20 protein-coding genes and 3 pseudogenes are annotated in these 25,191 nt (G+C 56.7%); 4 read left to right on the forward strand and 19 right to left on the reverse strand.

The genetic code is table 11. The annotated features are described in order from the left end of the window. Positions 1-206 precede the first annotated feature (206 nt). From ACOZ4I_RS19475 to ACOZ4I_RS19505, 7 genes and pseudogenes are all read right to left on the reverse strand, one after another. Complete coding sequence (locus ACOZ4I_RS19475; RefSeq protein ID WP_424005560.1) at positions 207-509, reverse strand: DUF7521 family protein; 303 nt, start codon at positions 507-509, stop codon at positions 207-209. A 2-nt stretch (positions 510-511) separates the two neighbouring features. Further along, positions 512-937: an ArsR/SmtB family transcription factor gene (locus ACOZ4I_RS19480; RefSeq protein ID WP_424005562.1), complete on the reverse strand. Its 426-nt coding sequence runs from the start codon at positions 935-937 to the stop codon at positions 512-514. Positions 938-1,489: 552 nt separating this feature from the next. After that, positions 1,490-1,740, reverse strand: a pseudogene (locus ACOZ4I_RS19485) (hypothetical protein). Further along, positions 1,737-1,941, reverse strand: a pseudogene (locus tag ACOZ4I_RS19490) (hypothetical protein); the annotation flags it as partial. The pseudogenes ACOZ4I_RS19485 and ACOZ4I_RS19490, both read right to left, overlap by 4 nt. A 238-nt stretch (positions 1,942-2,179) precedes the next feature. Further along, a complete protein-coding gene (locus ACOZ4I_RS19495) occupies positions 2,180-2,530 on the reverse strand; it encodes a hypothetical protein (protein WP_424005563.1) in 351 nt (116 codons plus the stop codon). Positions 2,531-2,848: 318 nt separating this feature from the next. Continuing rightward, on the reverse strand, positions 2,849-4,537 hold the full coding sequence (locus ACOZ4I_RS19500; RefSeq protein ID WP_424005565.1) for a hypothetical protein: 1,689 nt from the start codon (positions 4,535-4,537) through the stop codon (positions 2,849-2,851). A gap of 368 nt (positions 4,538-4,905) precedes the next feature. After that, entirely contained in the window at positions 4,906-5,166 is a 261-nt protein-coding gene (locus ACOZ4I_RS19505; protein WP_424005566.1) for a hypothetical protein, read from the reverse strand. Positions 5,167-5,250: 84 nt separating this feature from the next. On the opposite strand from ACOZ4I_RS19505, the gene ACOZ4I_RS19510 reads away from it, so the two are divergent. Continuing rightward, positions 5,251-5,496: a hypothetical protein gene (locus ACOZ4I_RS19510; protein WP_424005568.1), complete on the forward strand. Its 246-nt coding sequence runs from the start codon at positions 5,251-5,253 to the stop codon at positions 5,494-5,496. 620 nt (positions 5,497-6,116) lie between these two features. Here ACOZ4I_RS19510 and ACOZ4I_RS19515 read toward each other — a convergent pair. The 3 genes from ACOZ4I_RS19515 to ACOZ4I_RS19525 form a co-directional block, all read right to left on the reverse strand. Then, on the reverse strand, positions 6,117-6,530 hold the full coding sequence (locus ACOZ4I_RS19515) for a TRAM domain-containing protein (protein ID WP_424005570.1): 414 nt from the start codon (positions 6,528-6,530) through the stop codon (positions 6,117-6,119). Between the two features lie 286 nt (positions 6,531-6,816). Continuing rightward, positions 6,817-7,296, reverse strand: a complete 480-nt coding sequence (locus ACOZ4I_RS19520; RefSeq protein ID WP_424005571.1) for a hypothetical protein — start codon at positions 7,294-7,296, stop codon at positions 6,817-6,819. 7 nt (positions 7,297-7,303) lie between these two features. Then, a complete protein-coding gene (locus ACOZ4I_RS19525; RefSeq protein ID WP_424005573.1) occupies positions 7,304-7,474 on the reverse strand; it encodes a hypothetical protein in 171 nt (56 codons plus the stop codon). 1,420 nt (positions 7,475-8,894) lie between these two features. On the opposite strand from ACOZ4I_RS19525, the pseudogene ACOZ4I_RS19530 reads away from it, so the two are divergent. Further along, positions 8,895-9,938, forward strand: a pseudogene (locus ACOZ4I_RS19530) (SOSS complex subunit B family protein); the annotation flags it as partial. Positions 9,939-10,684: 746 nt separating this feature from the next. Here ACOZ4I_RS19530 and ACOZ4I_RS19535 read toward each other — a convergent pair. Both ACOZ4I_RS19535 and merB read right to left on the reverse strand, forming a co-directional pair. Further along, positions 10,685-11,341, reverse strand: coding sequence for a class I SAM-dependent methyltransferase (locus ACOZ4I_RS19535; protein WP_424005402.1), 657 nt, complete (start codon positions 11,339-11,341; stop codon positions 10,685-10,687). Then, on the reverse strand, positions 11,328-12,008 hold the full coding sequence (gene merB, locus ACOZ4I_RS19540) for an organomercurial lyase (RefSeq protein ID WP_424005403.1): 681 nt from the start codon (positions 12,006-12,008) through the stop codon (positions 11,328-11,330). Before merB ends, ACOZ4I_RS19535 begins: the two co-directional genes overlap by 14 nt. 1,293 nt (positions 12,009-13,301) lie before the next feature. On the opposite strand from merB, the gene ACOZ4I_RS19545 reads away from it, so the two are divergent. Both ACOZ4I_RS19545 and ACOZ4I_RS19550 read left to right on the forward strand, forming a co-directional pair. Continuing rightward, on the forward strand, positions 13,302-14,000 hold the full coding sequence (locus ACOZ4I_RS19545; protein WP_424005404.1) for a hypothetical protein: 699 nt from the start codon (positions 13,302-13,304) through the stop codon (positions 13,998-14,000). Further along, positions 13,997-14,641, forward strand: coding sequence for a class I SAM-dependent methyltransferase (locus ACOZ4I_RS19550; RefSeq protein ID WP_424005405.1), 645 nt, complete (start codon positions 13,997-13,999; stop codon positions 14,639-14,641). Before ACOZ4I_RS19545 ends, ACOZ4I_RS19550 begins: the two co-directional genes overlap by 4 nt. Before the next feature lie 61 nt (positions 14,642-14,702). Here ACOZ4I_RS19550 and ACOZ4I_RS19555 read toward each other — a convergent pair whose 3' ends face one another. The 7 genes from ACOZ4I_RS19555 to ACOZ4I_RS19585 all read right to left on the reverse strand — a co-directional run bounded on the left by ACOZ4I_RS19555 (position 14,703) and on the right by ACOZ4I_RS19585 (position 25,190). Beyond that, positions 14,703-15,344 carry a helix-turn-helix domain-containing protein gene (locus tag ACOZ4I_RS19555; RefSeq protein ID WP_424005406.1) on the reverse strand — a complete coding sequence of 214 codons (642 nt, stop codon included), beginning with the start codon at positions 15,342-15,344 and terminating at the stop codon, positions 14,703-14,705. A 1,094-nt stretch (positions 15,345-16,438) separates the two neighbouring features. Beyond that, entirely contained in the window at positions 16,439-18,643 is a 2,205-nt protein-coding gene (locus tag ACOZ4I_RS19560; RefSeq protein ID WP_424005407.1) for a type IV secretion system DNA-binding domain-containing protein, read from the reverse strand. Beyond that, the gene (locus ACOZ4I_RS19565) at positions 18,640-19,377 is read right to left on the reverse strand and encodes a relaxase/mobilization nuclease domain-containing protein (protein WP_424005409.1); all 738 of its coding nucleotides are present in this window, start codon (positions 19,375-19,377) and stop codon (positions 18,640-18,642) included. Before ACOZ4I_RS19565 ends, ACOZ4I_RS19560 begins: the two co-directional genes overlap by 4 nt. Then, positions 19,374-19,853 carry a hypothetical protein gene (locus ACOZ4I_RS19570; RefSeq protein ID WP_424005410.1) on the reverse strand — a complete coding sequence of 160 codons (480 nt, stop codon included), beginning with the start codon at positions 19,851-19,853 and terminating at the stop codon, positions 19,374-19,376. The genes ACOZ4I_RS19565 and ACOZ4I_RS19570 overlap by 4 nt, the downstream gene beginning before the upstream one ends. Continuing rightward, positions 19,853-20,224 (reverse strand): hypothetical protein, encoded by a 372-nt coding sequence (locus tag ACOZ4I_RS19575; protein ID WP_424005412.1) that lies wholly within the window; start codon positions 20,222-20,224, stop codon positions 19,853-19,855. The genes ACOZ4I_RS19570 and ACOZ4I_RS19575 overlap by 1 nt, the downstream gene beginning before the upstream one ends. A 5-nt stretch (positions 20,225-20,229) precedes the next feature. Beyond that, positions 20,230-23,487, reverse strand: a complete 3,258-nt coding sequence (locus ACOZ4I_RS19580; RefSeq protein WP_424005414.1) for a VirB4 family type IV secretion system protein — start codon at positions 23,485-23,487, stop codon at positions 20,230-20,232. After that, positions 23,487-25,190 carry a hypothetical protein gene (locus ACOZ4I_RS19585; protein WP_424005416.1) on the reverse strand — a complete coding sequence of 568 codons (1,704 nt, stop codon included), beginning with the start codon at positions 25,188-25,190 and terminating at the stop codon, positions 23,487-23,489. The genes ACOZ4I_RS19580 and ACOZ4I_RS19585 overlap by 1 nt, the downstream gene beginning before the upstream one ends. Position 25,191: the final 1 nt, after the last annotated feature.

Raw genomic sequence — 25,191 nt, forward strand, 5'->3', positions numbered from 1 at the left:
GTGTGGCTCTCTTCGAGGCTATTTGATCGCGATGAGATCCACAGCCCGAATCTCTCGACAGTCGCCGCCGAACTTGATCCGCGAACGTACTCCCGTTGAACCACTGACGATGCCTTCATTCGCGTTATCGGCTACAGGTTTAGAGAAGCCTCGTAACAGGAGACCCCAAATGAAGTGGATCCCCATCTCGTTTTCGACGTATCCTGTCAGTATCGAGAGAGCGCGTAAAAAATCACAACGAGTCCCGCAGTAATCAGCAGGCTATCGATCGTTTGCAGCGCGAGTGATTCACGCCCTCCGAGATGGTAATCTCGACGAATTCCGAGTTGATAGATGATATCAAGGAGTCCACCGAACGTGATGAGTGCGAAGCCCCCTGATGCGAGACGGAGACTGCGTTCCTGGACGCGAATGTAGGCTCGATAGCTGAGTGCCGTCAATGCTCCTCCAGCGATGAACAAAAGTGAATTCGCTACGAGGAAACTCCAGAACTCCGGCGGCTCAGCCATTTTCACCCACCACTGAGATCAGAAGATGAATCATCACCGTGAGGCGAGTTTACGTTCGCATCTTTCGAGATGTCTTTTGCTCCCTTCTCCAAATCGTTCCAGAAGTCCGTGAATTTGTCACTATAGTCTTTCTTGAGCTGGATATCGATATCGAACTGCCCGTCGTCAACCCGGAACCGTGCTTCTTTAAGAGTCGTTTTGAACTGCTTCGAGTGGTGGCCATCGTCGTCGAGGTCCATCTGTTCGTCCAGCATATCGTATTCCTGGAGTGCGTGAATCCGTCGATAGATCGTTGGCTCCGAAACATCACAGTATTCGGCGAGTTCGGTGGCTGACAGGGGTTTGAGGCTGGCTAACGCAAGAATTTGCCGAGCAACCTCGCCCCCGAGCACGTCGAACACGTTCTCTGGCTCCCATTCTTTGCTCACGTCGATAACACCCCTGTTGATTCCTACGTATGTACGATTGAGAGTCTGGTTTCACAATCCGAAGCCGCCCCTCAACTGCTCGGATTGAGATATTGATACGGTTATCGTATCAATCTTTCCCAATATGGTTTCCATAGTGGATAGGGTAGGGAGCGACAGAGAAGGGTGGCACGATGACTCGACTCTCTAGGATCTGATTTCCACTGGTTGGTAGGTATCGTGATACCGCTGTTCACTGTGCTTGGTCGGATCGCTATATCCAACTGTCTGTTTGTCTTGTCCCTTGTTAATCAGTCTCTGGCGTTCGCGTTCCGAAACCATGCCAACGGTGATACACGCGGAAAATGATTTACGTACTGGGTTGCCAGTACAGAGTGTCATACTAAACAGTCCTCTTTACGAAAATACGGGTGATCTCGCTTAGTATGTATACCCAATGAGCAGGTATGTCTGGTGAGAGGGTGTGAAACAAACGTCGGTCAGAAGCCAATCGGTTCCCAGCTAACCAACGGTTACAGGTATTGGTCAACTATTGTTGGTTAGCCCTTTTCGCTATACTGTCGCCACGATATGCTGATACTTGGCCTGCAACGGCGTCAGATGTAACGTCAACCCGGCCAACGCCAATTCCCGAAGTACCTCAGGGGGAACCCCATCACACCTCGTAGCACTGCATCGAGCGTCCATTCACCGTACTGACTGGCACTCGGCGCAAGCACATCAACCGACTCAGTAGCCACTCCGTTTCGAATCGCCCAAGCGGCCCGCCGCACCCGCCGCCGGTCTTCCACAGTGCAGCTCACGCCCCAGCACCTCGCACGAGTTCGCCGACCAACGACCCGACGGCGTGCGGCCCAATGTCCCAATTCAGAAAGTACCTCGAAGGACATCTCGGCTAACACAACCTTCTCAGCCTTACCATCCGCCGAAACAACAGCCACGGCGAACTCGTAGCTGTTCCAGTAATGGGCTGCGCCGTCACCGTCGCTGCCCATGAAGAACGGCGGCTGGGTCAGTCATTTGCGAGCGTACTGTTAGTACAGAACAAGGATTTACCGACACCAACTAATGGCATGTCACTGGATGACAAGCCATTGTCAATCCCCGGTGTCACTATTTAAGTTGAGGAGCCACGACTGCACACTGTGCGTTCGTGCCCCAGTTATGAGGGGCCGTTTGGACCGGATATTGGGCGTGCAGGCAGTCTCCTTGTTCCCCCCGCGTGGAGTTGGGCGGGACGCATCACACAGACGTGTGTTCCGTAACAACCGGGCCATGACTCGCTCCAACAGCGACACAGAGAGTGAAGAAGGGACCCTCGACCAGATATTTTAGTGTCTGCGTGCGTCCCCTCGCCGTCGTATTTTGACGACGCTGGTAGAGCATAACCCACGTGGTAAAGAGGAATTTGGCCCGACCGACTTCGTCCCGGCTGACCAAGAGGTCGAACAGTTCGCAGTAAACCTCTATCATACCCATCTTCCCAAGCTGGAAGAGGCCGGATTCATCGAGTGGGAGAGGGACTCCAGCACCATCACACACGGCCCGGACTGCGAGCAGATATAGCCGCTCGTCCAACTCATGGACGACCATGAGGACGAACTTCCAGAGGAGTGGCCACAGCTGCCTGATAAGCACATCTACTGACCGGCGTATTCGATTCTCCAAGGCTGAAACGAATCTCCATCTGCAATAACGACTTCTCAGACAAGTTGCTGTCCGGTCAGTACAGACGAAGGATGTAACGCAACGGGGTGTACTACTCTCACTCCTTGTCAGAAACTGTGTGCGGGATCCAGAGGAACCAGATACCACGCCGACCGACGGTTTACTAACCACTTGTCAAGAGTGGCCTGCTGTATACGGAGACCGATATTGGAGAACCAAGAGAAGAGAGGACCTATCCTGGCATTAGGACCTGTCACCTCTTGCGTCTTCGTCCTCGAACGTGATTTCAGCAATCCGCGTCCCGTATTGATCTGGTTTCTCACTGTCCTGAGGCACATCGTAATCAGGCGAATACTGCCCTGTCATCCAGAAGTGGTCGGTCTTCGGATGAACTGAGATCCCCATGTAATCACCCCATTTAACAGGATCTCGGTCACTGAATTTCGTGGGATGTTCCATCGGTGATTTCCCCTCTTGAATGACAACGACATCTTCCATCTCGCCATCCGGCACGTCTGTCGTCCGACCGGCAGCCTTGATGCTCGGATAGGTATCCGGCCCACTCACGTTATATCCCAGGAGCGTCCGATCTCCGGACGTTTCGATACGTGGGATAAAATAGGACGTCCCGGGCTCCCCGTAGGTACCACTCTGGAGAACTTCGGTAGTCGTGGGGTCGATCTCGTACCATCGGATAGCTGTGACGTACTCATCGGGTCCGTCCTCCCAATTGTACTTGGTCGCGTGGGCAGTCCAGAGCGACCCGTCACTGTAGTCGAGATTCATTAATCGGTCTCCGACCGGATCCACTCTGACATCGGTGTCTGGTTGTCGAACGCCGTCAATCGCCGGGTCCGATCCCCCGAGGCCACTGAACGGATCAACAGTGATGACCGAACACGTCACAGATGGCTCATCGAGTGGATCGGTCACTTTCCAGAGAGTAAGTCCGGTATCAAAGATATCGAAGAAGACTTGCTTGTGCGTCTGACTGGCCATGAGGTAATACGTTCCAGAGTCCCCACCGGAGAACGGCTGGAACGCTGGTTGGACCGTGAGGTGGAGGAGTGGAACTCCACCTGTAATCGGCACCAGAAACAGGCCCGTGAAGTTACTTGCAGGCAGATTATCGCCTCGATACGCCGCCTGCTTGTCTAGGATGGTTAACGTCACATCGAAGTTACCGAGTGCGAACTCATCAGGGATGAACAGTTCAGTCAGGTAGATGGCATCTCGATCAAGGCCGAGCACCGGGTAATCAGTGAAGCCAGGAATATCGATGGGCACGGAGATCCGATAGAGATGCCAGGGTCCGTTTGGATTACTGCTATCCGACACAGCGAGGAACATCGCCCCTGAGACTGTCGGATAGTGTCGCCAGAGGGTACTGACCACAAAGCGATCCGCGTTTGGATCATACCGTACCCGTGGATCAACCACCTTCGGCATGCCGTCCAAAAACCTCTCTTCGGTGATAACCGGGTCGAACATATTTTCGAGGGGTACCTGCAGTTCGATATTCCCAGATCGCTGATTGAAAATAGCGAGCGAACTGTTGACCACCTGGACGGTCTTGCTCCGACCCACAGCGACTTGGGCGTCCGATGGCATCGCCACACGCCTCCCCTCCGCCCCACTCAAAACGAACGCATCTCCGATACCGTCATACTCGGTACCGATGTCGAGGAGTCCGTTTGAATCCGGGACTTGCTGCGCACTGGCGGCTGGGGGGATCTCCTCATTCCCCTGCTTCATGTTCTCAAGCTGTTCGTCCGATGGAGGATCTTCTACCGGTTTATCACTTTCCTCCCGTTCCTTCCGACCGTTGGCGATTTTTGAGACGTTGATCGTTTCCGCCTCGTATGTCCGCTCAAACGGTCCAGAAACGCAATCGCTATCTGCGCGTGCCGTACCACTGACAGTAGCGGCCATCGTGAGACTACCTATGCCAACTCCGGCCATCTGTAGCAGGCGACGGCGATTGATTCGGCATCGTCTGTAGTTCGAATCTGATTCGTTGGGTGACATTGGGCTCTCCCGCGTGTCCAGTATCCATCCCCCTCGGCTGATGTTCCGACTTTTCTCTGTCTTGAACACCCCTTTGTATATTGGAATGTTCTTTGTTAACTCTTTACGGGATTGGTAGTGCTTCAGTCCAGAATGCACATTCGCGCTCTATCCGGGGCAAATTTTCGAACATTATTTTTCACGGAAAGGGGACAAAATGATCTCCCCTCTGACTCACCAAGCAGTTATTTCACATCCGCTGATGAATAAAGAAACCGTATGAATAACGGCTACTAATCCGTCAGTAGCCGATCCAAAACGACATTCGTCCCGTCCTCGGTCCGGGGAACTGTATTCTCCACCAAGTGCTCATCATTTTCATCGACGTCGAGAATACCGGTTTCGACGATACGGGGACCGTCCTCTCGTTCGGCGGTGAGGGTCGGGCACAGCTGGCCGTCGACCTTCCCACCGACAGCCGAGATCGACGCAACTGTGTCGGGAAACGAGACGGTTGTCCAGCTATTGGGTTTCCGGACCCGCAATTCGGTCATCAGTTCTTCTTCTCTCGGAAAGCAGTATCTGCGCCCTGGCTGGGGTACGGGTGATTTTGTGCCTCCTCGTGGCCGAAGGAGATCATGAGTACCACAGCGCCTTCCTTCGAGAAGTATGACTTCGACCGCGGTGATCGCGTCCGGGTCGACTGGACAGACGGCGACGGCCCTCTGGATGAAGTTGTCGGAACCGGTGCAGATATCTCGCGTTCCGGCGGCAACGTGATCGTCTCTGTCGAGGCTGACGACGACCAGTATCCCGAACACTCGATCTACGGCGGCACACACGATTGCGCTCCCGAGTGGGTCGAGCCGCTAAAGCAATCCTAGTCTGACGACGATACTGAGGCAATTTTGTGTCCCCCCAGGGGTTGAGGGGTTTTCAGAAATGAGTACCGAACAGCAGTCCGTTGACGAACAGTCTTCAGACACCGAAGCCGACGAGGGACAAGACATTCGTTCCCAGCATCACCAGGCACAGGCCAGTGGTGAAGTCTTCCAAGGCCGCCCTCACGGTGAGCGATGATACCCTAGATTGTTACCGGTCCCCAAACAGCGGCAGCGTGTCTAGAAGCGTACCATCTCGATAGGTAGGCTACGACCTGATCCTCTATCAGGACACAGTCTTCATTCGCTTCGTGGTAACTGGTGGTCCATAGAGTGAAGCCAATGAAGAAGCGTCACAACAAAAAGTCACTCAGTGGGTTCGTCGTCTTGAACCGGTTCCCCGGTTCTTGGATCATAGTAATCTTGACCAAAAAACCCGCGTAGTGCCATTGCGCAGCCGATATAGGTGCCGGCCACAAGGAGGATAAATCCGATAATAACATCCCAGACCATACGAAATCATTCTATCGATTCTGTAAATATCTGATTGTTCAGTCCGGACTTTTATGCATCACTGTTTTGGGCGAAACTGTACCTGAAGAACCGTATTCCAATAGTACCGACTACTCGTAGTAACTCAGCCGTTCAACAACCTCCGCAAAGGCGACGCTCTCTCCAACGTCAGTAATCTCGATGACGACACGCTCTCCAACGTCGGTATCCGGAACAATGACCACAAATCCACGTTCGACTCGGGTGATCCCATCGCCCTGGTCGCCAATGTCCTCGATTTCGACAGTGCGTTGCTCTCCCTCTTCGACCGGAGGTTTCGGCGGTCTACGTTCGGGCTGTGACTCCGTATTGGCTTGTTCGGTGTCATCATCCGTCGATGCCGATAGCAGCGCGACACGGTACGTCTCACCCTGCTGCAGGTCACCAAGCCGAAGCTCTTTAGCTGGCACTTCGATCACGTAGGAGTCGTCTCGCTCTTCGACAGTCGCAGCAAATAGACACCGTAGCTGGGTAGGAATATCCATGAGTATTCTGTACGAGACACTCGGGTAGACGTACTTGATTCTGCCTGAACTCACTCCGGCGCAACAACGTCTTCACACGACGGACACTCTGCCCAGATACCTTCTGTGCCGTCATCCTTCTCGTATTCAACCAGAATCCACGCGGTCGTGATATGTTTGTCGCAGTCCGGACAGCGACCAAGACGTTGCGTGTCGTTTGGCATGGAAAGGGGACGGAAGGAGCGTGTGGCACTGTTCCTTCCAGTGGAAATTCTAATTGCCTCGAAAATAAGTGTTTGCCGGGTTTCTAAGATGAGCAGTCCACATATTGCATTGCGATGTTCTCAAAGTATTGCTGCGGGTTGAAACGAGAAAATTCGCGGTCGGCCGTATGAATTACTACCTCTGGGGTATCCTGTGGATGAGCACACTGCCGGGCAAAGACGACGATCGGGACGTCTTTGTTTTGAATATTGAATGCCTCTCCCATTGCTTGGACACGAGGGTCCTGGCGGACTGAATTCAGATCCATTTCGCGGATTTCTGTCTGAGTTGGCCCGTGAATGGTTGGGTTTCCGTAGACGATGTCAGCAAAGCGGGTTTGCACTCGCTCGATTAGTTTCTGGTCGTGGTCAGAACGTTGGAGATTGTGCATCACTTCTTCGAAAATATATGCGCTCACACCGACGTGATAGGCATTTTGAATCGCTTTGTCAACAAGCAAAACCGCTTCCTCACACGTCTGTGTCAGGCCGAATATCCAGATATTCGAGTCAAAAACATCCATTCAGAACTTACTGTGGCAGTTCACGGTCCGCATCAGTAGATGTAGAAGACTCAGACAGCATCCGCTCAACATCCCAGTCGATATCCTCGGAGAGAGATTGCAGGTCCTCCCATGCCTCGACTGAGGAAATTCCGTTTCGGCGTGCTCGATTGTAAATTCGTGCCGATTCCTCGCTCATATAGTTGGTATACCAGTTATCATTGAATAAGCGTTGGGGTAGAACTAGAATTTCACTGGACAGGCGGTTCGATATCCCCTGAAGCAACAATACTGACATAGATACGGTAATCTCTGTGCCAAGGCACTCCGAGACCTCGATCAGATCGTACGTTTCCAGCTTTGTCAGCGTTCGTCGATAGCGCTACTCCTTCAGTCCTCTTGTACCATCAGTCTTGACGGGACTGAAACGGGACTCCACCAGGAAAAACGACACATATCGGAGCCATACGCGGTTAGAGACGAGAGTGACACGACTTATTACCGCTGGCAGTCGGTCCCTTTCAGCGTGGGGCAGACGGCCGGGCGGAACGGATTGACGCTTGGTGGATAGCAGCGTGGGGCTGGCAGGCCGGCTGAGAACCCGAGAGACCGGTGTGAGTCGGCGTGGGACTGACCGCCGGGCAGGACCGGATGGCTGCTGGTGTGACGCCCGACCGGCGGACAGCCGCCGCTGGGCGGCACTCTCGCTCTTGCTGGAGCCGGGACGTGGGAAGAGAGTGGACGAAGCTAGCGCAGGCAGGGTGTGTCTCGTGTGCGATGGGCGGAGAGTTCTGCGGCTGCTGGGCCTGGAGTCGAGTATTATGACACTCGTGACGGTGTCGAGGGCGGCAACACTTCGGACAACAGGACTCGTGGCACTGTTGGCGGCGGGACGCATGGAGCTACTGATGGCGAAACTACCGACCGTAGCGGGACTGCTGGGGCTTGCGGTACTGAAACCACTCCAAACGGGATCGCGGCGACGAGTGCGGTGTCGGCTCAGCACATCTTGAAATCCCCACGCCGCTGGCGGTCGCTCAGCGACATATCCGCGCAAACCGCCCGCGGATAGGGGCCGCTGACACGACCACAGCAAGCGCCAGCGGCGTGCCCCTTTCAGTCCCACCCGACTGCTACAGCACGGCACAGCAGGATTCGACGCGCACGTTGAAGTCGCGCGCGATCTGGGTGAGGAACCCGTGGGGCCGGCGCTCCCTCGCCGGAACGAGGACGGGCACTGCGTGCCCTGTGTTCCGGGCTGCTCACTTCGTTGCGCTGCCGGGCTTTCACCCATCCGGCACTCGCTTGGCCCCTCGGGATGCTGGCTCACCGCAACCGCACACGATGAGACCGCCCGTCGGAGGTGTCAATCTCACACCGTCTTTTATATACTAATTTCCCTCGAAATGCGAACAAGAATACGTTGTTTAGAGCCACTCAAACACCAGAAAACTACACTTGAAACAATCCAATTTCTTCGGTGTCTTTAAGTAGTAGACACTTCTGTCAATAGATACGGAAAGACGCGACACACGCGGCGCTGATGAAGCAGTTTCACGCCGCAGAAATCGGGTGATAGTACACCCGACAAGTGTCTTTCCGTGGTGACGTGAAAGACAATGTACGCTAGCAATTCCAGCGGCAAGAAAGCATCGGCAAGCAACCAGACGGTTTCCCTTTCGGCCCACGTCGAGGGTGGCCCCGAGCAACTTCTAGAACAGGTCGCAAAGACCGAAAACGGCGACGAACTCGATTTCCGGATGAACAAGGGCAGCGATAGCCGTGGCAACTACTACGCCCGTCAGGAAGAAGCATACGACTGGACCCGCTCGACCGAGGTCGGACCAAACCGACGCTTTGGCGAAACGCTGCGACAGCAAGAGGAACGCCACGCCCGCGAAGCCGAGCAAGCCCGACATTCCGAGGTGGCACGCGCTCACGTCGACGGTGTGGACCGAGAAGCGGGCACTCGACAGCTCGCAGACGCGATTAGCCAGCACCCGGAGAATTTCGACCACGACGATCCACGGGCCGACATGGACGCCGACACGCTGGCCGAGGTCAACCAGCAGGCCGACACCATCGCAGAGCAGACGACCATGACCCGAGCGGCTGCCAGTCGGCTCCTTGCAGAGTCTCTTGACGACGGCGAAGACCTGTGTAGCGCTGCGTTTTCCACCCAGCTAGATGCCCGGGCCGCAATGGACGCACCGACGCCTATCGCGGATGTCTCGCCCTACGGCTGGGAGTGTACCGTTGAAGGCAAGGTTACCCATCTCATTGAGGAGCCAGACGCCCGCAATCAGTACCAGGTGGCCTACATCGAAGATGACGAGGGTACGACGGCGAAGGTCACGGTCTGGGGCAAGTCAGTCCACGGCGGTGAGATGGTGCGGACGCTCCACGAAGGCGACCGGGTGCGAATCTGCGGGGGCAAGCCCGGCGAGTACAACGGCATGACAACGGTGGCCGTCACGAGTGACACCCTGCTGTGTGTCATTGAGCGCGGCGACGGTCCCGCACCGACCGGACACGGGAGCAGCATGTTCGGCTCCGCCGGTGATAGCCCGACGGTGGCCTCGTGGAATGCAGAGTCAGACACGCATCAGTGGGCCAACGAGCGAGATACTGATCGGGCGGTTGCTGTGACGCTGGGCAACGCCCACTCCAAGGCGAACTAACGCCCGGCGTCGGCTGGGACCTCCCCCACCGAAGGGGGTCTCTCGGACGCTGTGGGAGGTGCTCGCGCACGCGGCCTCGTCGCCGCCACCGGCACGCCGGGCGGCGACGAGACAACCACGCGCACGGACTGGAGCACGACAGCGACGGCGGGTCGACGTGGGTCAGTCTGGCAGAGGCTGTGGGAGTGCTGATGCCCTGGTGTGTGCGTGGCCGTGGGCCAGCCGGCCCGGAACAAGGTCGGGCGAGTGGCTAGTAGGTCGTGACAGCGCGCGACGCCGACGGGGCGCTGCGCTCGACGCTATCGCGCGCCTCGCGGCGGTCCATCGTGCCTGCGGTAGCGGGCGCGATCCCGGCCTGTCGCTGGGACGTGGAGGAGACTGCTCTTTCGCTAGTCTCTCGGCAGTATGCGACCCTAACTGGAGTCAGGTATCTGAGATAGCAGCGAGAAGAGCGTCTCACAGAACGGATCTCATAGTCTCTCTATCCGAGTCTTGTCAAGACTTGGGTGCAAGATGGAGGGCGCGTATCGCTCACCAGTTCCTCACCCGATTTCATCGACTCGAATCGCTCAGTACAGGGCACATGTGCGGTGGAACTCGTACTGCCGCTACGGATTCGTAGCCAAACAAATAACAAAGTAGCGACACAGCACTTGTCCGGGGCAACTACGTGATGTCCTCTCGATCCCATGCGTCGATCCCCTCGCTTGTCCCCACAAATGCGATCGTTACGCTGGACGGGCTTCGATAGCAGTAATCATACCGAAGAAGGCGGACGATGACTCGATAGTCGTTAGTGGTGACTCGGCGACAACGGCGAGTGGATCCTGATTCCACCGACAGCTGTGTTTCTCGAAATGTGCGTCTGCCCGCCAGTCTTGGAAACGGGCGATGGGTCCGACGCTGCTTCGACCGTGCTCTAACAGTAGAATTCGTCCATCCGGCGCACATACGCGCCCCATCTCCGAGAGCGCCTCGACCCGGTTGGGAAACGTACACGTCGACAGTGAGGATATGACGGTATCGAAACTATCGTTTGGAAAGTCGAGATCTTGGGCATCCATCTCGTACAGTGTCGTTTCCTGTGGGCTGTCGTCAAGACGCTGCTCCGCCTCTGTGAGCACCGCATCACTGATGTCGATGCCAACATACTCAGTATCTCGGCCGAGATACTGGGCGCTGGTCCCGACGCCACAGCCCACGTCGAGGACTCGGCCGGTCGCATCGCCAAACAGGGCTCGACGATACCGACCAGTGAACGCCTGATTGAGCCAGTCCATATTGGCCATTGTCGTAGCCTGCTCACGGTAGGTCTCCTTGACATCGGCAAGAGTATGGTCCCGATATCCGGTGAGCATGGACGGTCTAGTGTTATTTTTGCTCATCGTCACCCTCCGTGGTCAGTGCTCGAGCGAACGCTGTCGCACCTGACATCGGCGTGGCTACGGTTGCGGCGGGGACGGCATCGGCCCACGTGTCGTACGCATCGCGGTCGGCAAAGGCCTTGACGTATGGACAGATAGCAGCATAACTGTCCTGAAGCGTCGGGTCACCGCCTGACTCTTCGTGAGCCTCCAGTCCGATTCCCAGTGAGAAGACAGCCGTTTCGGGGTCGACCGACAGCTCCTCGTTACCCACCGCGTGGGCTTCGATAACCACTCCGTCGGGGCTGACCGTGTGAACGTCAATGGGTTCGTTTTCCAATGCAGCGAGGATGATTGCGTCGTAGAAACACCGGAAGTGGTGACGGTCGCCAGTTACCTCACCCCAGTGGTCTGTTTCCTCATCGGTGTGGCAAAGCTGATCGACGTCGATGGAGCCACCGCCGGTTTGCCGATGGATCTGCTCGCTCCATTCGGCCAGCGTATCCACTGATTCGACGCCGAAGAAGCGTCCGAGCGCGGTTCGCAAGTCGTCGGGGAGCCGCTGGTCAAGCCCGGCTTCCCCAAGCCAGTGACCGGAGCCACCCCCGGCTTTCGTTTTCTGTGCGTTGACGCCACAGCATCCATCGGTGACGTCGACTGTCGTGGTATCGCTGTCTGTGTCACACATCGCAGTTAATGATACGAGAAGCTACAGCGTCGTCTTTGCTCCCCGTGATTTGGGCTGGTTTATACTGAACAGACGCAATAGCACGGCGTTCACGCGGTGGATACGCGCCGTCGCGGGAGCGCATCCACGTTTGAGAGCACTCTGAGTTTCAGAATACTGGCGTTTAAGCGACAGGAACCCCTCTCAGTAGGTAGGAATCGGTCGGAACGGAGCGGATTCCGAACCGTCCTTCGGAGGCGGCCTGTCCGCCCTCGTAACGAGGTAGTATCCGAAAGGGTAGTCGGTGAACGCACATCCTTGAAGGGTGTGTCTGTGCCGACTGCTCAAAGCGAATCAGACGATATCCCCAACTCTGCCGACGCCTGCTGGCGTCCCTGTGGCAAAAACAACACCGGGACGCCGTTCATGGTCGAAGATAGGGGTAACGGCAGCTTGGCACCGCCAGCAGTCCACCAGCCCGATACCATGGGACTACCCGTGCTCGAAAGGTCTGGTAGTCCGTCGATTGGACTGCAAACCTGAAACTCTCACCGCTCGGGATTTCTCCGCGTTTACGCGGAGGAGGATGTCAATAGCAATAGTGTGTCATACTGCGCGGGATGACGAAAGCAGGACATTCCGCTGTTCATGTCACGGTATCCATACCAACTATTGTATCCACGAACACCCGGTGGGATCGTTTCGGTCCGCTGTACAACCAGTTTCGTCCAGAGCGGGGTAAATGTCGGCGGATTCTGGCTGGAGCCAGCCTCGTCTCTGTGCAAAATGCACGGCACGTAGTCACCATCCTTGAGGACGGTATTCCTCCGTATGACCGATGTGAGCGTCTAATAAATCCACCCAGAACAGTGGGCGTCAGAGAAACACCCCAGTACGGCGTCTGTATTCTTGAGGGGATAACCAGTGCATATCCAACCTCCACCCCAGAGAACGCGCGCCATCACGCACACACAAGAGAGAAGCAGTCAACGTGCTCCTCCGCTACTGACATCGCTGAGTTATGCGGCTATCGTCCCTGCGACGCTACTGATTGTCTCGGCCCTCCCGACGCACCCAATACTCGTTGTGAGTGCGCTCTGGCTGAGTGGCGGAATAGCCGTAGTGCTTGTCGTACGTTCCAGTGACAGAAATTGTCAGCGCAGTCGGTCGAATCAAGCCTCGAACGCTTCATCAGATACGTCTGCCGGCCGTAACGCCAGCGGCTCGGACATCAACACGACTTAAATCTGCCCAGCAGATGGGCAGATATCCCGATTAGACTCCCGTTCGAGTTATGGACTACGGTGAGACAACGTGGCAACTGAATCAATCAGACCAGGCACCGAGCGGACGACCAGCGAGCTGATCGCCGATATGGCCCGGAGGGAAGGGACGGCGTTTCTCTGTGGGGCGAGTGCGTTCTTCGCGGGGAGTGCCGTCCTGACACAGAGCGGTCAGCCAGGCGCATCCACACCAGTACCGTGGATGCTGAGTCACGTGCTTTGGATCGTGGCGACGGCATTCGTCGCTATCGGAACGGTACGGCTCGTCGTCACCCGTCCTGCGTCGCGGACTGGTATCGTCGGCTATGTGGCTAGTGGCCTCGTCGGATTAGGCGTGCTCCACACGCTCCAATGGGCGACGTGGGTGTATGTGGATGTGATCGCCTATCAGCAGAACGCTCACGAGATGCTGTCACTGCCGCTGCTCCATCCCTTCGGTACCGGTCACATGCTCATGTTCGCGATCATAGTCGGAAGTGCGATCACGGCACTCGCGGTGGCGCTGGCAAGGACGCGACTGACCCATCGGGCGCTCCTCTGGCTCGGTTGTCTCGTCGGCGTGATGACTGCGCTTGCGGGTGTCGTGGCACTCGTAACGTTTGCGCCCGTCCGGTCCCCGGCGAGTCTGGTGGCTATCGGTTCACAGGCACTTAGCTTCGTCTGGCTGTTCGTCGTGGGCGTCACGCTGTATCGTGATAGTTCCGAAGCCCAACAGGAAACCACAGTATGACGGTCTCAAACTGGTGGAATCGGACCAGATACGGACTGTACGCGCCAGTCTACGACTGGGGTGCGAAACCGCTGGAGCGGGGCCGCAAACGTGCTATCGAACGGCTTGACATCCAGCCCGGCGACCGCGTCCTCATCCCGGGATCCGGAACCGGCATGGATCTCGAACACCTGCCAGCCGGAGTGGAGGTCACCGCCATCGACGTGACGCCAGCGATGGTGCGACGGACAGAGAGGCGAGGCGACTCGGTAGGGCTGGACGTGGACGCACGAGTCGGGGACGCCCGGTCGCTTTCCTTCGAAGACAACTCCTTCGATGTCGTATTGCTCCATCTCATCCTGTCAGTGGTTCCAAATCCCAAGAGAGTCCTCGCCGAGACAGCACGCGTTCTCAACTCCGAAGGACGTGTCTCCATCTATGACAAGTTCGTTCCCGAGGGCACAAAGCCGTCGCTTCTGCGTCGTGCGATCAATCCAGTTGCTCGGTTTCTGTTTGCGGACCTCACCCGTCGTCTAGAACCGATGACGGCCGATACCGACCTCGAACTCACTACCGAGACATCGTTCCTCGGTGGAATCTACACAGTTACGATCGCAGTCCCCTCTTGCGGGGAGTCCTCGAACACGACAGAGAACGTGTGACTGTAGGATAGCCGAGAATACCGGACCGTTTCACGAAACAACGACCACAGTCAGCGGATTATCACCGCGCTCCGAATTTCTGAGAGAGGAGGTTCCGTTCGGCCCGCTGAAGATGTTCGGCCACCGTCGAGGCGTCTAAATCCAGTTCAGCGGCCACCTCTTCTGTCGACACCTCACGGGGAACTTCGTAAAACCCCATCTCGTAGGCAGCGTACACGATCTCTCTCTGGCGCTCTGTGAGCGCATCGAGGTCTGTCTCGGTGCCGTCGTAGTCGCCGAGTTTCTCCAGTTCCGGCGAGATGCCGGCAGCCTCGTACTCTCGGAGAGTCTCGCTGATCGTCTGCTGGGGACCGACAAGTTCCATCGTGGCACCGTGCTCGGTCATCGAGGGATCACAGGTCCCGACCAGCTCATCGCCGTAGTCGGTAATCTCGTCGGTCAGATCCGGCGCGACTATCTCGATCAGATAGAGATAGGTATGTTCTTTCTCTGCGACGAACTCCCACTGGGAGACAGCCTCGAACGCTGAGAGGCGCTCGCCATCGAGTTTCTCCTCGACTTCGAGTTGCATCACGCCGCCGTTTCCGTGGCAGTCGAGTTCCTCGAGTTCACGGACACCGGCGTCCCTGGTGTAGGCAACCAAGTCACCGAGCCCCATCTCCTCGAGTGCTTCGTCACTCATCGTGACGATCGCTTCGCGCATTGTACGAACATAGACGCGTTTTTTAATAAATCCTACTCCAGTCTCGTAATGTTCGAAACAGGGTTCGCAGACGCTGGCAACCAACTATGCTCTACGGACTCCTGAACAAATCGCAGGCGTGGGTCTGCCAGCCGGGGCGCATCTGGGATGGGTGATTGGTGGAGCGCACCAGCGCGCGATGCCACTGACAGACTCCCGTTGGTCGTCTGTCGAGCCCTCGTTCGCTACCGCTCACGAGGACGACGGAACGCTCCGTTCGGCGCTATCGCGCGCCTCACGCCGGTCCATCGTGCCTGCAGTGGCGGGCGCGATCCCCGCCGGGAATCGGCTGGTTCTCGGCTGAATGCTACACTAAATTATAGTATTTGTAAAGTGCGAAAACAAGGTGCATTGTACCTGTTGGAGATCGGATATAAATCTCCGGACAAGGTGGTGTAGTTCCTAGTCGGTGAGCGACAAGGTGTGCGCCATGAGGAGCCCAAAGCGAGCGAGGGTCGAGCGTGGGTCTGCCAGTTCTGGCTCAGTTCGAGTGTGGTCGTGATCGGCGTGGCCTTGGACGTCGGTGGCCGCCGCCGTGCTTGGGGCAGTGGACTCACATGATGCTCGGTGGGGTTGGCCCGTCGTGTGCAGTCCCGATCGGACTCTGGGGAGTGAGTCGAGACATATCTGCTCCCCAATAGGTGTGAGTGCAGGTGGCCTGAACGGATTTCACCCCTGTTTGTATCGGGCCTATCGACCCACGCACCCAATGTTAGATTGACTATACATTTCTCGCGAAAATCGCTCTCAGACCGCCCCGCAAAGCACGGCAAGTTAAAGAACCGATTATTTTGTGAATCACACTTCCCACGTATTGCGATTTTTTGTGAATTGGTCACTCAGCTAATAGAATCAGATAGGAGAAAAACCGGCGCTATCTTGCGATTTTATCCAGAATCAGTTAGCTGGAGATACTTTACTGGAGGTCTGACAATGGCTCTATTGAGGTACTACGGTCAGAGGACTCTATCAGTGAAGAAACAACGAGAGATCGAGAGGGCATCCGCAAAAGTATAGATTTTCTAAGACTCTCTCGCTACTCTGTGGAGAAGCAGTCACATGAACCCAGCCGGGTCGTGCCCTCTTTCTTCTGACTCTGTTTTGTCTTGATCATCAGTCTCAGTTGCGTCTGATTCTGAGGACGATTCAGGGTCTACTTTCTCAGCGGATTCCGTCTCATCATCGGTGGGGTTCGGTGACTCGTCAGAGGAGAAGTTACCACCATTGTCGTCCGACTGCTGGTCGTGATCGCCACCGTCGTACTCATCTTCTTTATCTGATATATCTGGGTCGTCCGTGTCCGGGAATGTGACGGCAGTGTTTGCTGTTGTCTGGTCGAGTGGGTCGCTCGACCCGTCGTCGCCCAACCCGTCTGTCGCGTCGACGGTCGGCTCAACTTCGGGGTCACGATCCAGGCCACGATCTCTGGACGCATCGTCGTGGGTCTCACCAACGGACCCACGGAGTACATCATGGAGTCGCGCCCGAGTGAACGAGAACCAGCTGTCACTCTCTATGTCGGTGTCATCTGCAGTGGGCTCTGGTTCCGAACTGCCCGGCGACTCCGCACCCTGCGCCGGGAGGCTATCGCGAACATCCGCCAGTTCGTAGGACTGACCGTGGACCCACGTCGTTCGGGAGACGGCAACGCACTCGCCGGGCTGGAAGTCTCGGAGCAGGCCGGAGGTAATCGGCGTTTTGTCCTTCTCTCGGTAGGTGTCCCGAGCCTGTGTCCGTGGGTTCTCGCCGCGCCCCTGGTGGCTCATTGAGACCATCTCGGACCGGTCATACTGGCGGCTCTCGCCGAGTTCGTCGAGGATGAAGTCCGTCGACTCGCTGTCACCAGGTCCGAAGTAAACGCCTTGCGGGCAGTTGCCGACAATCCCAGAGATTGTACTGTATGTGTCCTTGAGCTGGCCGATTGTCTGTACGCCGACCAGTGCCCGAGCCTTGTGTTTCCGCCCTCGGGCCGTAAGGTTCGTCACCTGAGTGAGCGCCGGCAGCGCGTCAATCTCGTCGAGGATGTGGACCGTCGAGTTTGAAGAATTCATCGCGTAGCGGATCGACCAGTCTACGAGCAGTTGATACATCGGCCCGAGCGTTTCCAGTTCGGTTGGGTTCGAGTCGATAATGAGGACCCGGCCTTCCGGGTTCTCGATGTATTCTTGCAGGGAGAACTCCCCGTACTCTCCGAAGTCACCGGTGAAGACGGGGTCGACGTTCTCCTTGATCGTCTGGTAGACGTTCTGTGCGCCTTTCCCCTTCTCAGGGTCGATATGGCCCGAGTCCAGTCTGTCGAACTCATCAAGTGCCTTCTTGAGCGCGATATGGCCCTCCTTGAGCAACGAGACGATATCAGCATGACAGAGCGCGTGACGGCGATTGTTCTTTTGTGCGCTGAGATGGAGGTACATTAGCATCTCCGCGAAGGTCTGTTTTGCGGGCCGATGGAATGGGTCGTGGCCGTCAGCCTCGCCGAAGATCGCGCCGGCGACCTCACGGAAGTCCGACTCTGAATCGGCGTCCTTGAACAGATTCCAGACCACATCGCTATCTTCGTGGCGGATGCGCTGAACCTCAAATCCTAGATCCGCATAGAACGTTTGAAAGTCCTCCCCGGTATCGTGAGCGATGACTGCCGTGTTACTGTAGTACGGGAACTGGTAGGCCAGCAGCTTCATCATTGACGTCTTTCCCGAACCAGTCTCGCCCACGACGGCTGTAGAGACATCCTGATCGAGCGTGAACGGCATCTCGGCCTCTTCGTGTTCGTGAGAGACCTCTTCCAGTGGGACAACCGACTCCCCGTCGTCGTGATCCCACCGGTTCATCGCGAGCATTTCCGGCGAGGTTCGACGAAGCAGTTCCCCGGAGAACACGATACCGATTGAGATGGCATACAGGATCACCGTGGTCGAGTATGAGACCATCGGCAGTGATAGCCCGGGGACTGTGAAGTCAGCGAATAGTGTCCCGACCGAGATGGCAGCCAGAACGTGTGCGAACGGGAACAACAGCGCTGAGCTGGGTGTCTGAACAAGCACGTCGTAGAAGAATGCCGCGCTGATGAGTCCGAAGCCGAGGTAGATGTAGCGCCACGCCCAGAATCGCTTCGGGAGGACCTTGTCACTATCGACGATCATCGGCGGGAACAGCAGCATGAACCCGGCCCAGACGAACCCGACGACGTTGTCGTACTTGAGACTATTCGGGACCTCTCCGGAGCGTTGTCCTGGTGGTGCAGAGGAACTAGAACTCACTGCCACCACCCACGCTTGCGTTCGGGGTCAGCTTCGGGTTCGCGTTCAGTTGCCGCTTGCTCTTCACCCTTCTCCGCAGCACGCTCTGAGAGTGGGTCAGTTTGGCGCTCATCGCGCGCTTTCTCAGCCGTGGGCTGTCCGACGTCTTTCTGCTGCCCCTTCTCAGTTGCCCGCTTGAGTGCTTTTTCCGCTTGGGGGTTCAACGACAGTTCTGCCTCGTGGTACTGTTCCCGAGCTTCTCGATCCACGACCCGGCCGGGATTCTCCGGAGCATCGCGAGCAGTTGCCGTTGGGTCTCGTGTTCGAGTGGGTTCTTCAAATACGGTCGCTGCTTGTTCGCGTAGTTGTTGGATATCCTCTCGATCTAGTTCCAACTCTGCTGGTTCCCCGGTCACCGCAACGTGTGCGTGTGGGAACTCCGTATTCTGGTGGACACCGTACACGTAGTCAGTTGTCGGCTGCCGGGCGAACTCGCGGTTCATAAGTTCCCGAGTGTTGGCATTCACCTCTTCTGGTGAGTATTGTCCGGTGGGGTCAGGAGAGACGATCATGTGCCGCTGGAATCCGAACTCTTGACTCTTGTCGACGAACCGATTCACCTCTGGGTCGGACAGTTCTCGCCCGGCCGGATTCCGCAGGTCAACTGTCGCGCCGGCGTTCTGGTCCCGGTCGCGCCGGATGTAGTCAACGAGATTCCCTGCTCCACTCCGCTGATAATCCGTTGGCAGTATCATGCACCGTCACCCCCAGCATTAGTCGCCACCGAAGACTCACGACCCTGCTCTCCTGAGTCTGCGTCACTCCCGTTTGTTGTCTCTGTAGCTGGCTCCCGTCCAATGCGGTCGGTCGCAAATTTCATCGCTAATCTGAGGTGTGCATCATCGTGGTCCTCCTGCAGCAGTTTCCAGATGGCGATGGTGTATGCTGTCCGGACCTTCTGGACCATCTTCAGTTCCTCTAGCGTTTCGGATTTGAACTCGTCTAGCTCATCCATGATGTCACTCCGGATATTCTCCATGACGAGTTCGAGTTGCGTATCGGTCCCGTACCGCTCAAACTGGGTTGCACCAGTTTCGCGGTCAATATACTCTTCAACGAGACTGTGGCCGATATCCGAGATCGTCTTCCCTTCTATGTCAGCCCGCTCTGTGATCCATTCCTTGTTTTCGCTGGTCGTGTATATCTGAAGAACTTCATCTCGCTCTGTCATCAGTCATCACCTCCGCCAACTTTCGCTACCTGCTCCTGCAACTTCTCTGGTGCTTCCTCCATTGCGGCAGCCCGAGTATCAGCATCATACTTACTCGAAATCAACTCCCACAGTGCTACAGTGTGACACAGTTCTTGATCTGTGTCGATATCCGTTGCAGCGCTCACTTCGCCAGTGACGCTATCAGCAAGGTCTTGCAGTTCATCTGCAACCCCCAGTTCGTTAGCACGTTGCTCCTGCAGTTCACGAGATATACGCTGTTCTGCCGCTTTAAGCAGGAACTGAGTTACCGTTTCGTCGTTCTTCTCAGCCTGCGTTACAATCTGTTTCTTTTTCTCTGCGCTCATCGAAAATGTGATACTTTCACTCATGTGAATCAGTCCATGTAGTCAACTGGTGTTGGATCGTTCTGTTCCTCGATACTACCATCAGCGAGAACTGCATCCGGCTGTGTCTGGTCAAGTGCCACAGACACAATGTCTACCAATTCCTCTTCGCTGAGTCCATTGAGGACGTGTTCAGCCTGCTCAGGCGACAGTCCGTGGTTGGTTAGCTCCTGCTCGACTGCTTGGGAGCGCACAAACTCTTCGAAGTCTGCAACGTGGGGGTCAACCTCGTGAGCAACAACGTCAAGCGCATCTTCCGCGTCAGCGTCGAGGTCAATGATTTGCTTTTCCTCCCACGACGTCTTGATCGTCAGCGGGTAATCGCCGTGTTCGTCGACGCGGACCAGCGCTTGTGAGTAGCCTTGACCGTCACCCAGTGACTCTTTCCCAGCTTCCGCGTGCTGGATGTAGGACTGCTGTTCGCTCGTCAGTCCAGCGCTTGTTGCTGTCTCGTCGCCTAACTCCGGCTCTCGGTGATGGACCTTGATCGGGCACATCCCCGCGATTTCCTCGGCTGCGCCCTTGTCCTCGAACTCCGAGAGCGTCTGGGACAGCATCACCAGTCGCAGTCTGGCGTGGCGCTGGTGTCGAGCAATCTGGTTCAGCGACTCCAAATTCGCGTCGTCGTTGAACAGGTAGTGGGCTTCGTCGATGATGATCTCCACCTTCTGTTCCATGTTTTTCGCCTGCTGGTACAGCGTGCTCAGAAGCAACTGCATAATGAACGACTGCTTGCCGAGGCCACTGCCCGAGCCTTCGACTTGCTGGAGATCCAGATACACGGCCTTGCTGCTATCGTCGATCAGCCGCAGGTCCGACTCTTTCGAGAGGTTGCCAAAGGTACTCCCCGGCCGGAACGGATGCAACGCAATCGAGAGTTCATTTGCGTACTGCTGGATTTTCTCCCGGGAAGATTCCGTCGTCGCTCCCGGGAACATACCCGGCTCTTCTTGGAGGCGGTCAACCACTTCCAGGAAGTCACTCAGGTTGGGCGAGTTCTCCGGCGTATGCGTCGACGGGTCAGTCGGGTCGATCTCGGACTCGGCGAAGATTGTGTCGATCAGGAACGTGATGAGTCCGCTGTGCATCTCCAGATCGACATCCCGAGATTGGAGGAAGTTCTCGATGACCCCGTAGACTTCGTCTTTCTTTGCGGAGACAGGCTGCATATCCGGCGATTGTTCGAGGACATGCTGAGGCGTCGGATGCATCTCGCACGGGTTCAGCGGCGTCTCGCCGCTGATTGTGATCGTCTTTGCATCCAGCATCTTCGCGCTGCCGTGCATATCCCCGACCGGGTCGATGTAGATCTGCTTGACGTCCGACCGCTTTTTCAGCATCCGCATCGCCCGAGCCTGCGTGCCGTGTGTCTTCCCGCCCCCGGGCATCCCAGTCACTAGCTCCGAGTGGCCGGTTTCGAGCGCCCATGGGTCGATCAACAGCGAGGAATCATTGTGCCCGTGCAGTCCGTACTCGATTCCGTTATCCATCCGGAGGTAGTTCGACGAGAACGGGAACAGCGATCCGAGGGCGTCCCCAGTCATCGAGGAAAGCCGGTTCTGGCCCAGTTCGTTGGCCCCGATCGGTGAGACTGTCACCAGTCCTTCTTCCTGCCGGCGGGTCGTTCGTTTGACCCCGCAGTTCGATGGTGAATCCCGCAGCAGCGTTTCGAGCCGGTTCGTTTGCTTGCGGAGTTCTTCTTCGGTCTCCGCGGTGATCCGGATGAACACCCCGACACGGAACAGCGACGTGTGATTGCGCCGAACCATCTGTCGGATGTACTTCGCCTGGTTGACCTCCTGTTCGATATCTTCCGCTTCAAGCTCTCCCTTGTCGTTTTGCAGCATCTTCAACGAGGAGATCCACTCTTTCATCACCGACACTGCTGCATCAGAATCGTATGGGTCGATGTGGATTGAGACATCGACAGCAAGCTCCGTATCCAGCAGCAGTTGCTCAAGCATCCCATTGGTCGGATGCTCGGGATATGTCTCGATCCAGAAGCAACGCGTGTACGTCTCCTGATCGATGAGGGCATGGTCGGCTGCCCACTCGATATCCGTCGGCGCGACCAGTGACCGATGATTCTCTCCTGGCCTGTGTAGTTGGGAGACGAAGTCAGTCTCATCGACCTCGTAGTCGGTCCCGCCGACATCGTCAGTCTCCATGCCCTCCGCAGCGTCGTGGGCTGCAGCACCGTTCCCGTGCTTGATGAGTTCCCGTGCAGAGTACGTCACCGGGGAGACTGAGGCCGCCTCTTCGTACTCGCGTTCAGACCGGGTTTCACAGGCCCAGTAGTCCTCGGTCAAGTGTGCCAGCTCGTGGGGGCTGACCGAACGGCTACGACACCGATACAGGTTATTGACTGCCCTATCGACGGTCCCGAGCCGGTCGTGGAGTTTCTTGGCCTTGAACTCCTCTCGCTCGGCCTCAGTGAGCGTGTCACTGTCGAAGCGACCGAAAACCCGTCCGAAAACGGGAATCCCGGCTAGATAATCCGCGATGGAGTCGCTGTTCGTCTGGAGGTCATGGATATCCTTGTCGGTGACCCAGACGACGATGTAGTACTTGCGCTGAATCTCAGTCTCGGTCTCGACGGTGCCGCTGTCGTCGGTATAGCGGTTGACGAACTCTGTCAACACCCCCCGGAAGATTGGGTGACTCTTCGCATCGGGATCTTCAAGTCGGTGGATGTGGGACTCGATATGAGACTCGTTGTCGACCTCGGCCGTCGTGACGTGAAGCTTCGCTCGCCCAGTCAGTGATTCAGACAGCCGTGTGAGCGATGTGACGGCTTTGTCCCATTTCTCGTCGTCCTGCAGCGCCATGTTGGCGGGCTCAACCTCAACTGCGCCGACGTACGCTCCGTCGACGCGCTCAATGCCGTGGGGCATGATCCGCTCAAGTCGTGTGACTTGGCGAGTGTCCTGATTGCCCTGGTCGTGGGTGTAGTGGCGCTTTTTGACGAGCCAGAACAGTCTGACTCGCAGCCACTCAGTCAGCCGGTAGTGGTCCGGGCGGACTCTGTGGAGGATATAAAGGAATACTTCGGCGAGCGCCGCCAGTCCCAACGCTGGGAAGAACAGTGCTGCTGGTACGAATGGCATTCCCATCGCGACGAGGAAGCCAAACGGCGGGATGAGGAACAGAATGAGTTCCCCGAGCGTGTAGTCTCCCCAGAAGTTAGTCGTATCTCCGAGGGATTCGTGGATGATGTTCGTGTTGTAGTCTTCTTGTGAGTCAGCCATTAGCTATCGTCCTCCGAGTATGTGTCTGGCAGGCCGTCTCGGTACACATCCGGCCCTAATACATCGTCATCAGTTGCAAACACATCCTTGAGCGTGTCATACGACTCGGACGCATCGGTATCGGTCCCTGAACTGTCGTTTTCAGCGAAATCCTCGTCGGAGAATGGCGGGTCGACGTCAGACTCGTAGACCCTGGTATCGCCGGAGTTGATCTGTGTCTGGCGCTCATTGATTGAGTCGCCGTCAGATGGACTGGTTCCAGTGGAGTCGCCGGACGCAGAACTCCTGTTGCTGGAATCAGTGAACTTGCGGTTGAGAGCACTTCCAGCAGATGAACCGCTGGGTCCGCCACTACCATTGGAAGGCGATGTGGGACCACCTGAGCCACCGGATCCACTACTACCACTGCCGCCAGAGGGTGGGGCGGAACCACCTGAGCCACCGGAACCACTGCTGCCGCCACCGCCGGACCCGTTGATACTACTTCCGCCACCACCGGAGCCGTTAGTACTGTTTCCACCGCTCCCAGCTCCGTTGGTACTGCTGGTATTGCTCCTCATGCCAGCGGGGTTGGCTGCCATCTGTCGATGGACCATCTGAGCACCCGTGGCAGCGCCGCCGACGCGTCCTTTGGCGGCACTTGAGGCAGCTCGAATCGTGCCACCTGTCGCCATTGCTGCGCCAGGTCCACCGACCGCTCCCGCTCCAGCTGTGGCCGCTGCGCCAGTAGCTGCCGCTCCAATCTTTGCTGGTTTTGCGACCGATTTTTTGCCGCCGGCAAGCGCCTGCTCGCTGACTTGAATCGCAACGCGGCTACTGCGCTGGATGAGGATCTTCTGGGACTTCGCCGCCAAGTACAGCGTCACGAGGCTGATGAACAGCGACAGCTCAGAAGCCAGTCCCCAGTTTGTCGCTTCGAAGCTCATGCGTATCAGGATTGCAGGCGGGATACCCGCAACGAGGACTCCGGGGTACGCGCCGGCGACCTGTTTCGCCAGTCCTGAGAAGCGGTTCATTGGCCAGACTTCCACCGCCCAGAACGTCGCGACCAGTGGCATCGACAGCGTCAGCAGGAAGACCAGCAGCCATCGGGTGATGAAGATGAACGCCGCCTTGAGGTAAACGTACAGTCCGACAATGATGAGGACGACGAAGATCCCAAGGCTGAGTTCCGCAATTTGCTCGGCTGAACCGATTAGTGCGGCTGCCTCCGTGGGGGTGTGTGATCCCTTGTATAGTGTTCGGCCAATCGCATCGAAGAACTGCGTCCCCAGCGAGGCTACCGGGAGCCAGAAGAACAGCGAAAGGAAGGCAACACCGAGTCGGCGAAGGAGCTTCTTCCGGATAACCGGGTTCATCGACCCGTATCTAAGCCCGATCATCGCCAGAACAGAAAACTGGATGCTGAGCGCTAACCCAACGATTGCATCGAAGTATATATTCGAGATTAACGCGTCCCACGGAGCATTACTCGCAGACTCAAATGCAATGTCGACAGGAGCTGCTGAATTCGGTCCTTCGGGAGAAGGTGTGCCTACCATCGGGTCAATAAGCCACTCAAAGAACCCCTCAAAATACCCAATTATGTCTGTTCTGAGTTGATCAAGGAAGCCACTGATACCAGCTGTAATTGCCGACGAGAGTTCTCCAACCACCCTCTCGACAACCTCCTTCACGATTTCCCCAGCAATTCCCGACTGCATT

The sequence above is a fragment of the Haloarcula salina genome (assembly GCF_049603855.1).
GTDB lineage: Archaea > Halobacteriota > Halobacteria > Halobacteriales > Haloarculaceae > Haloarcula > Haloarcula salina_A.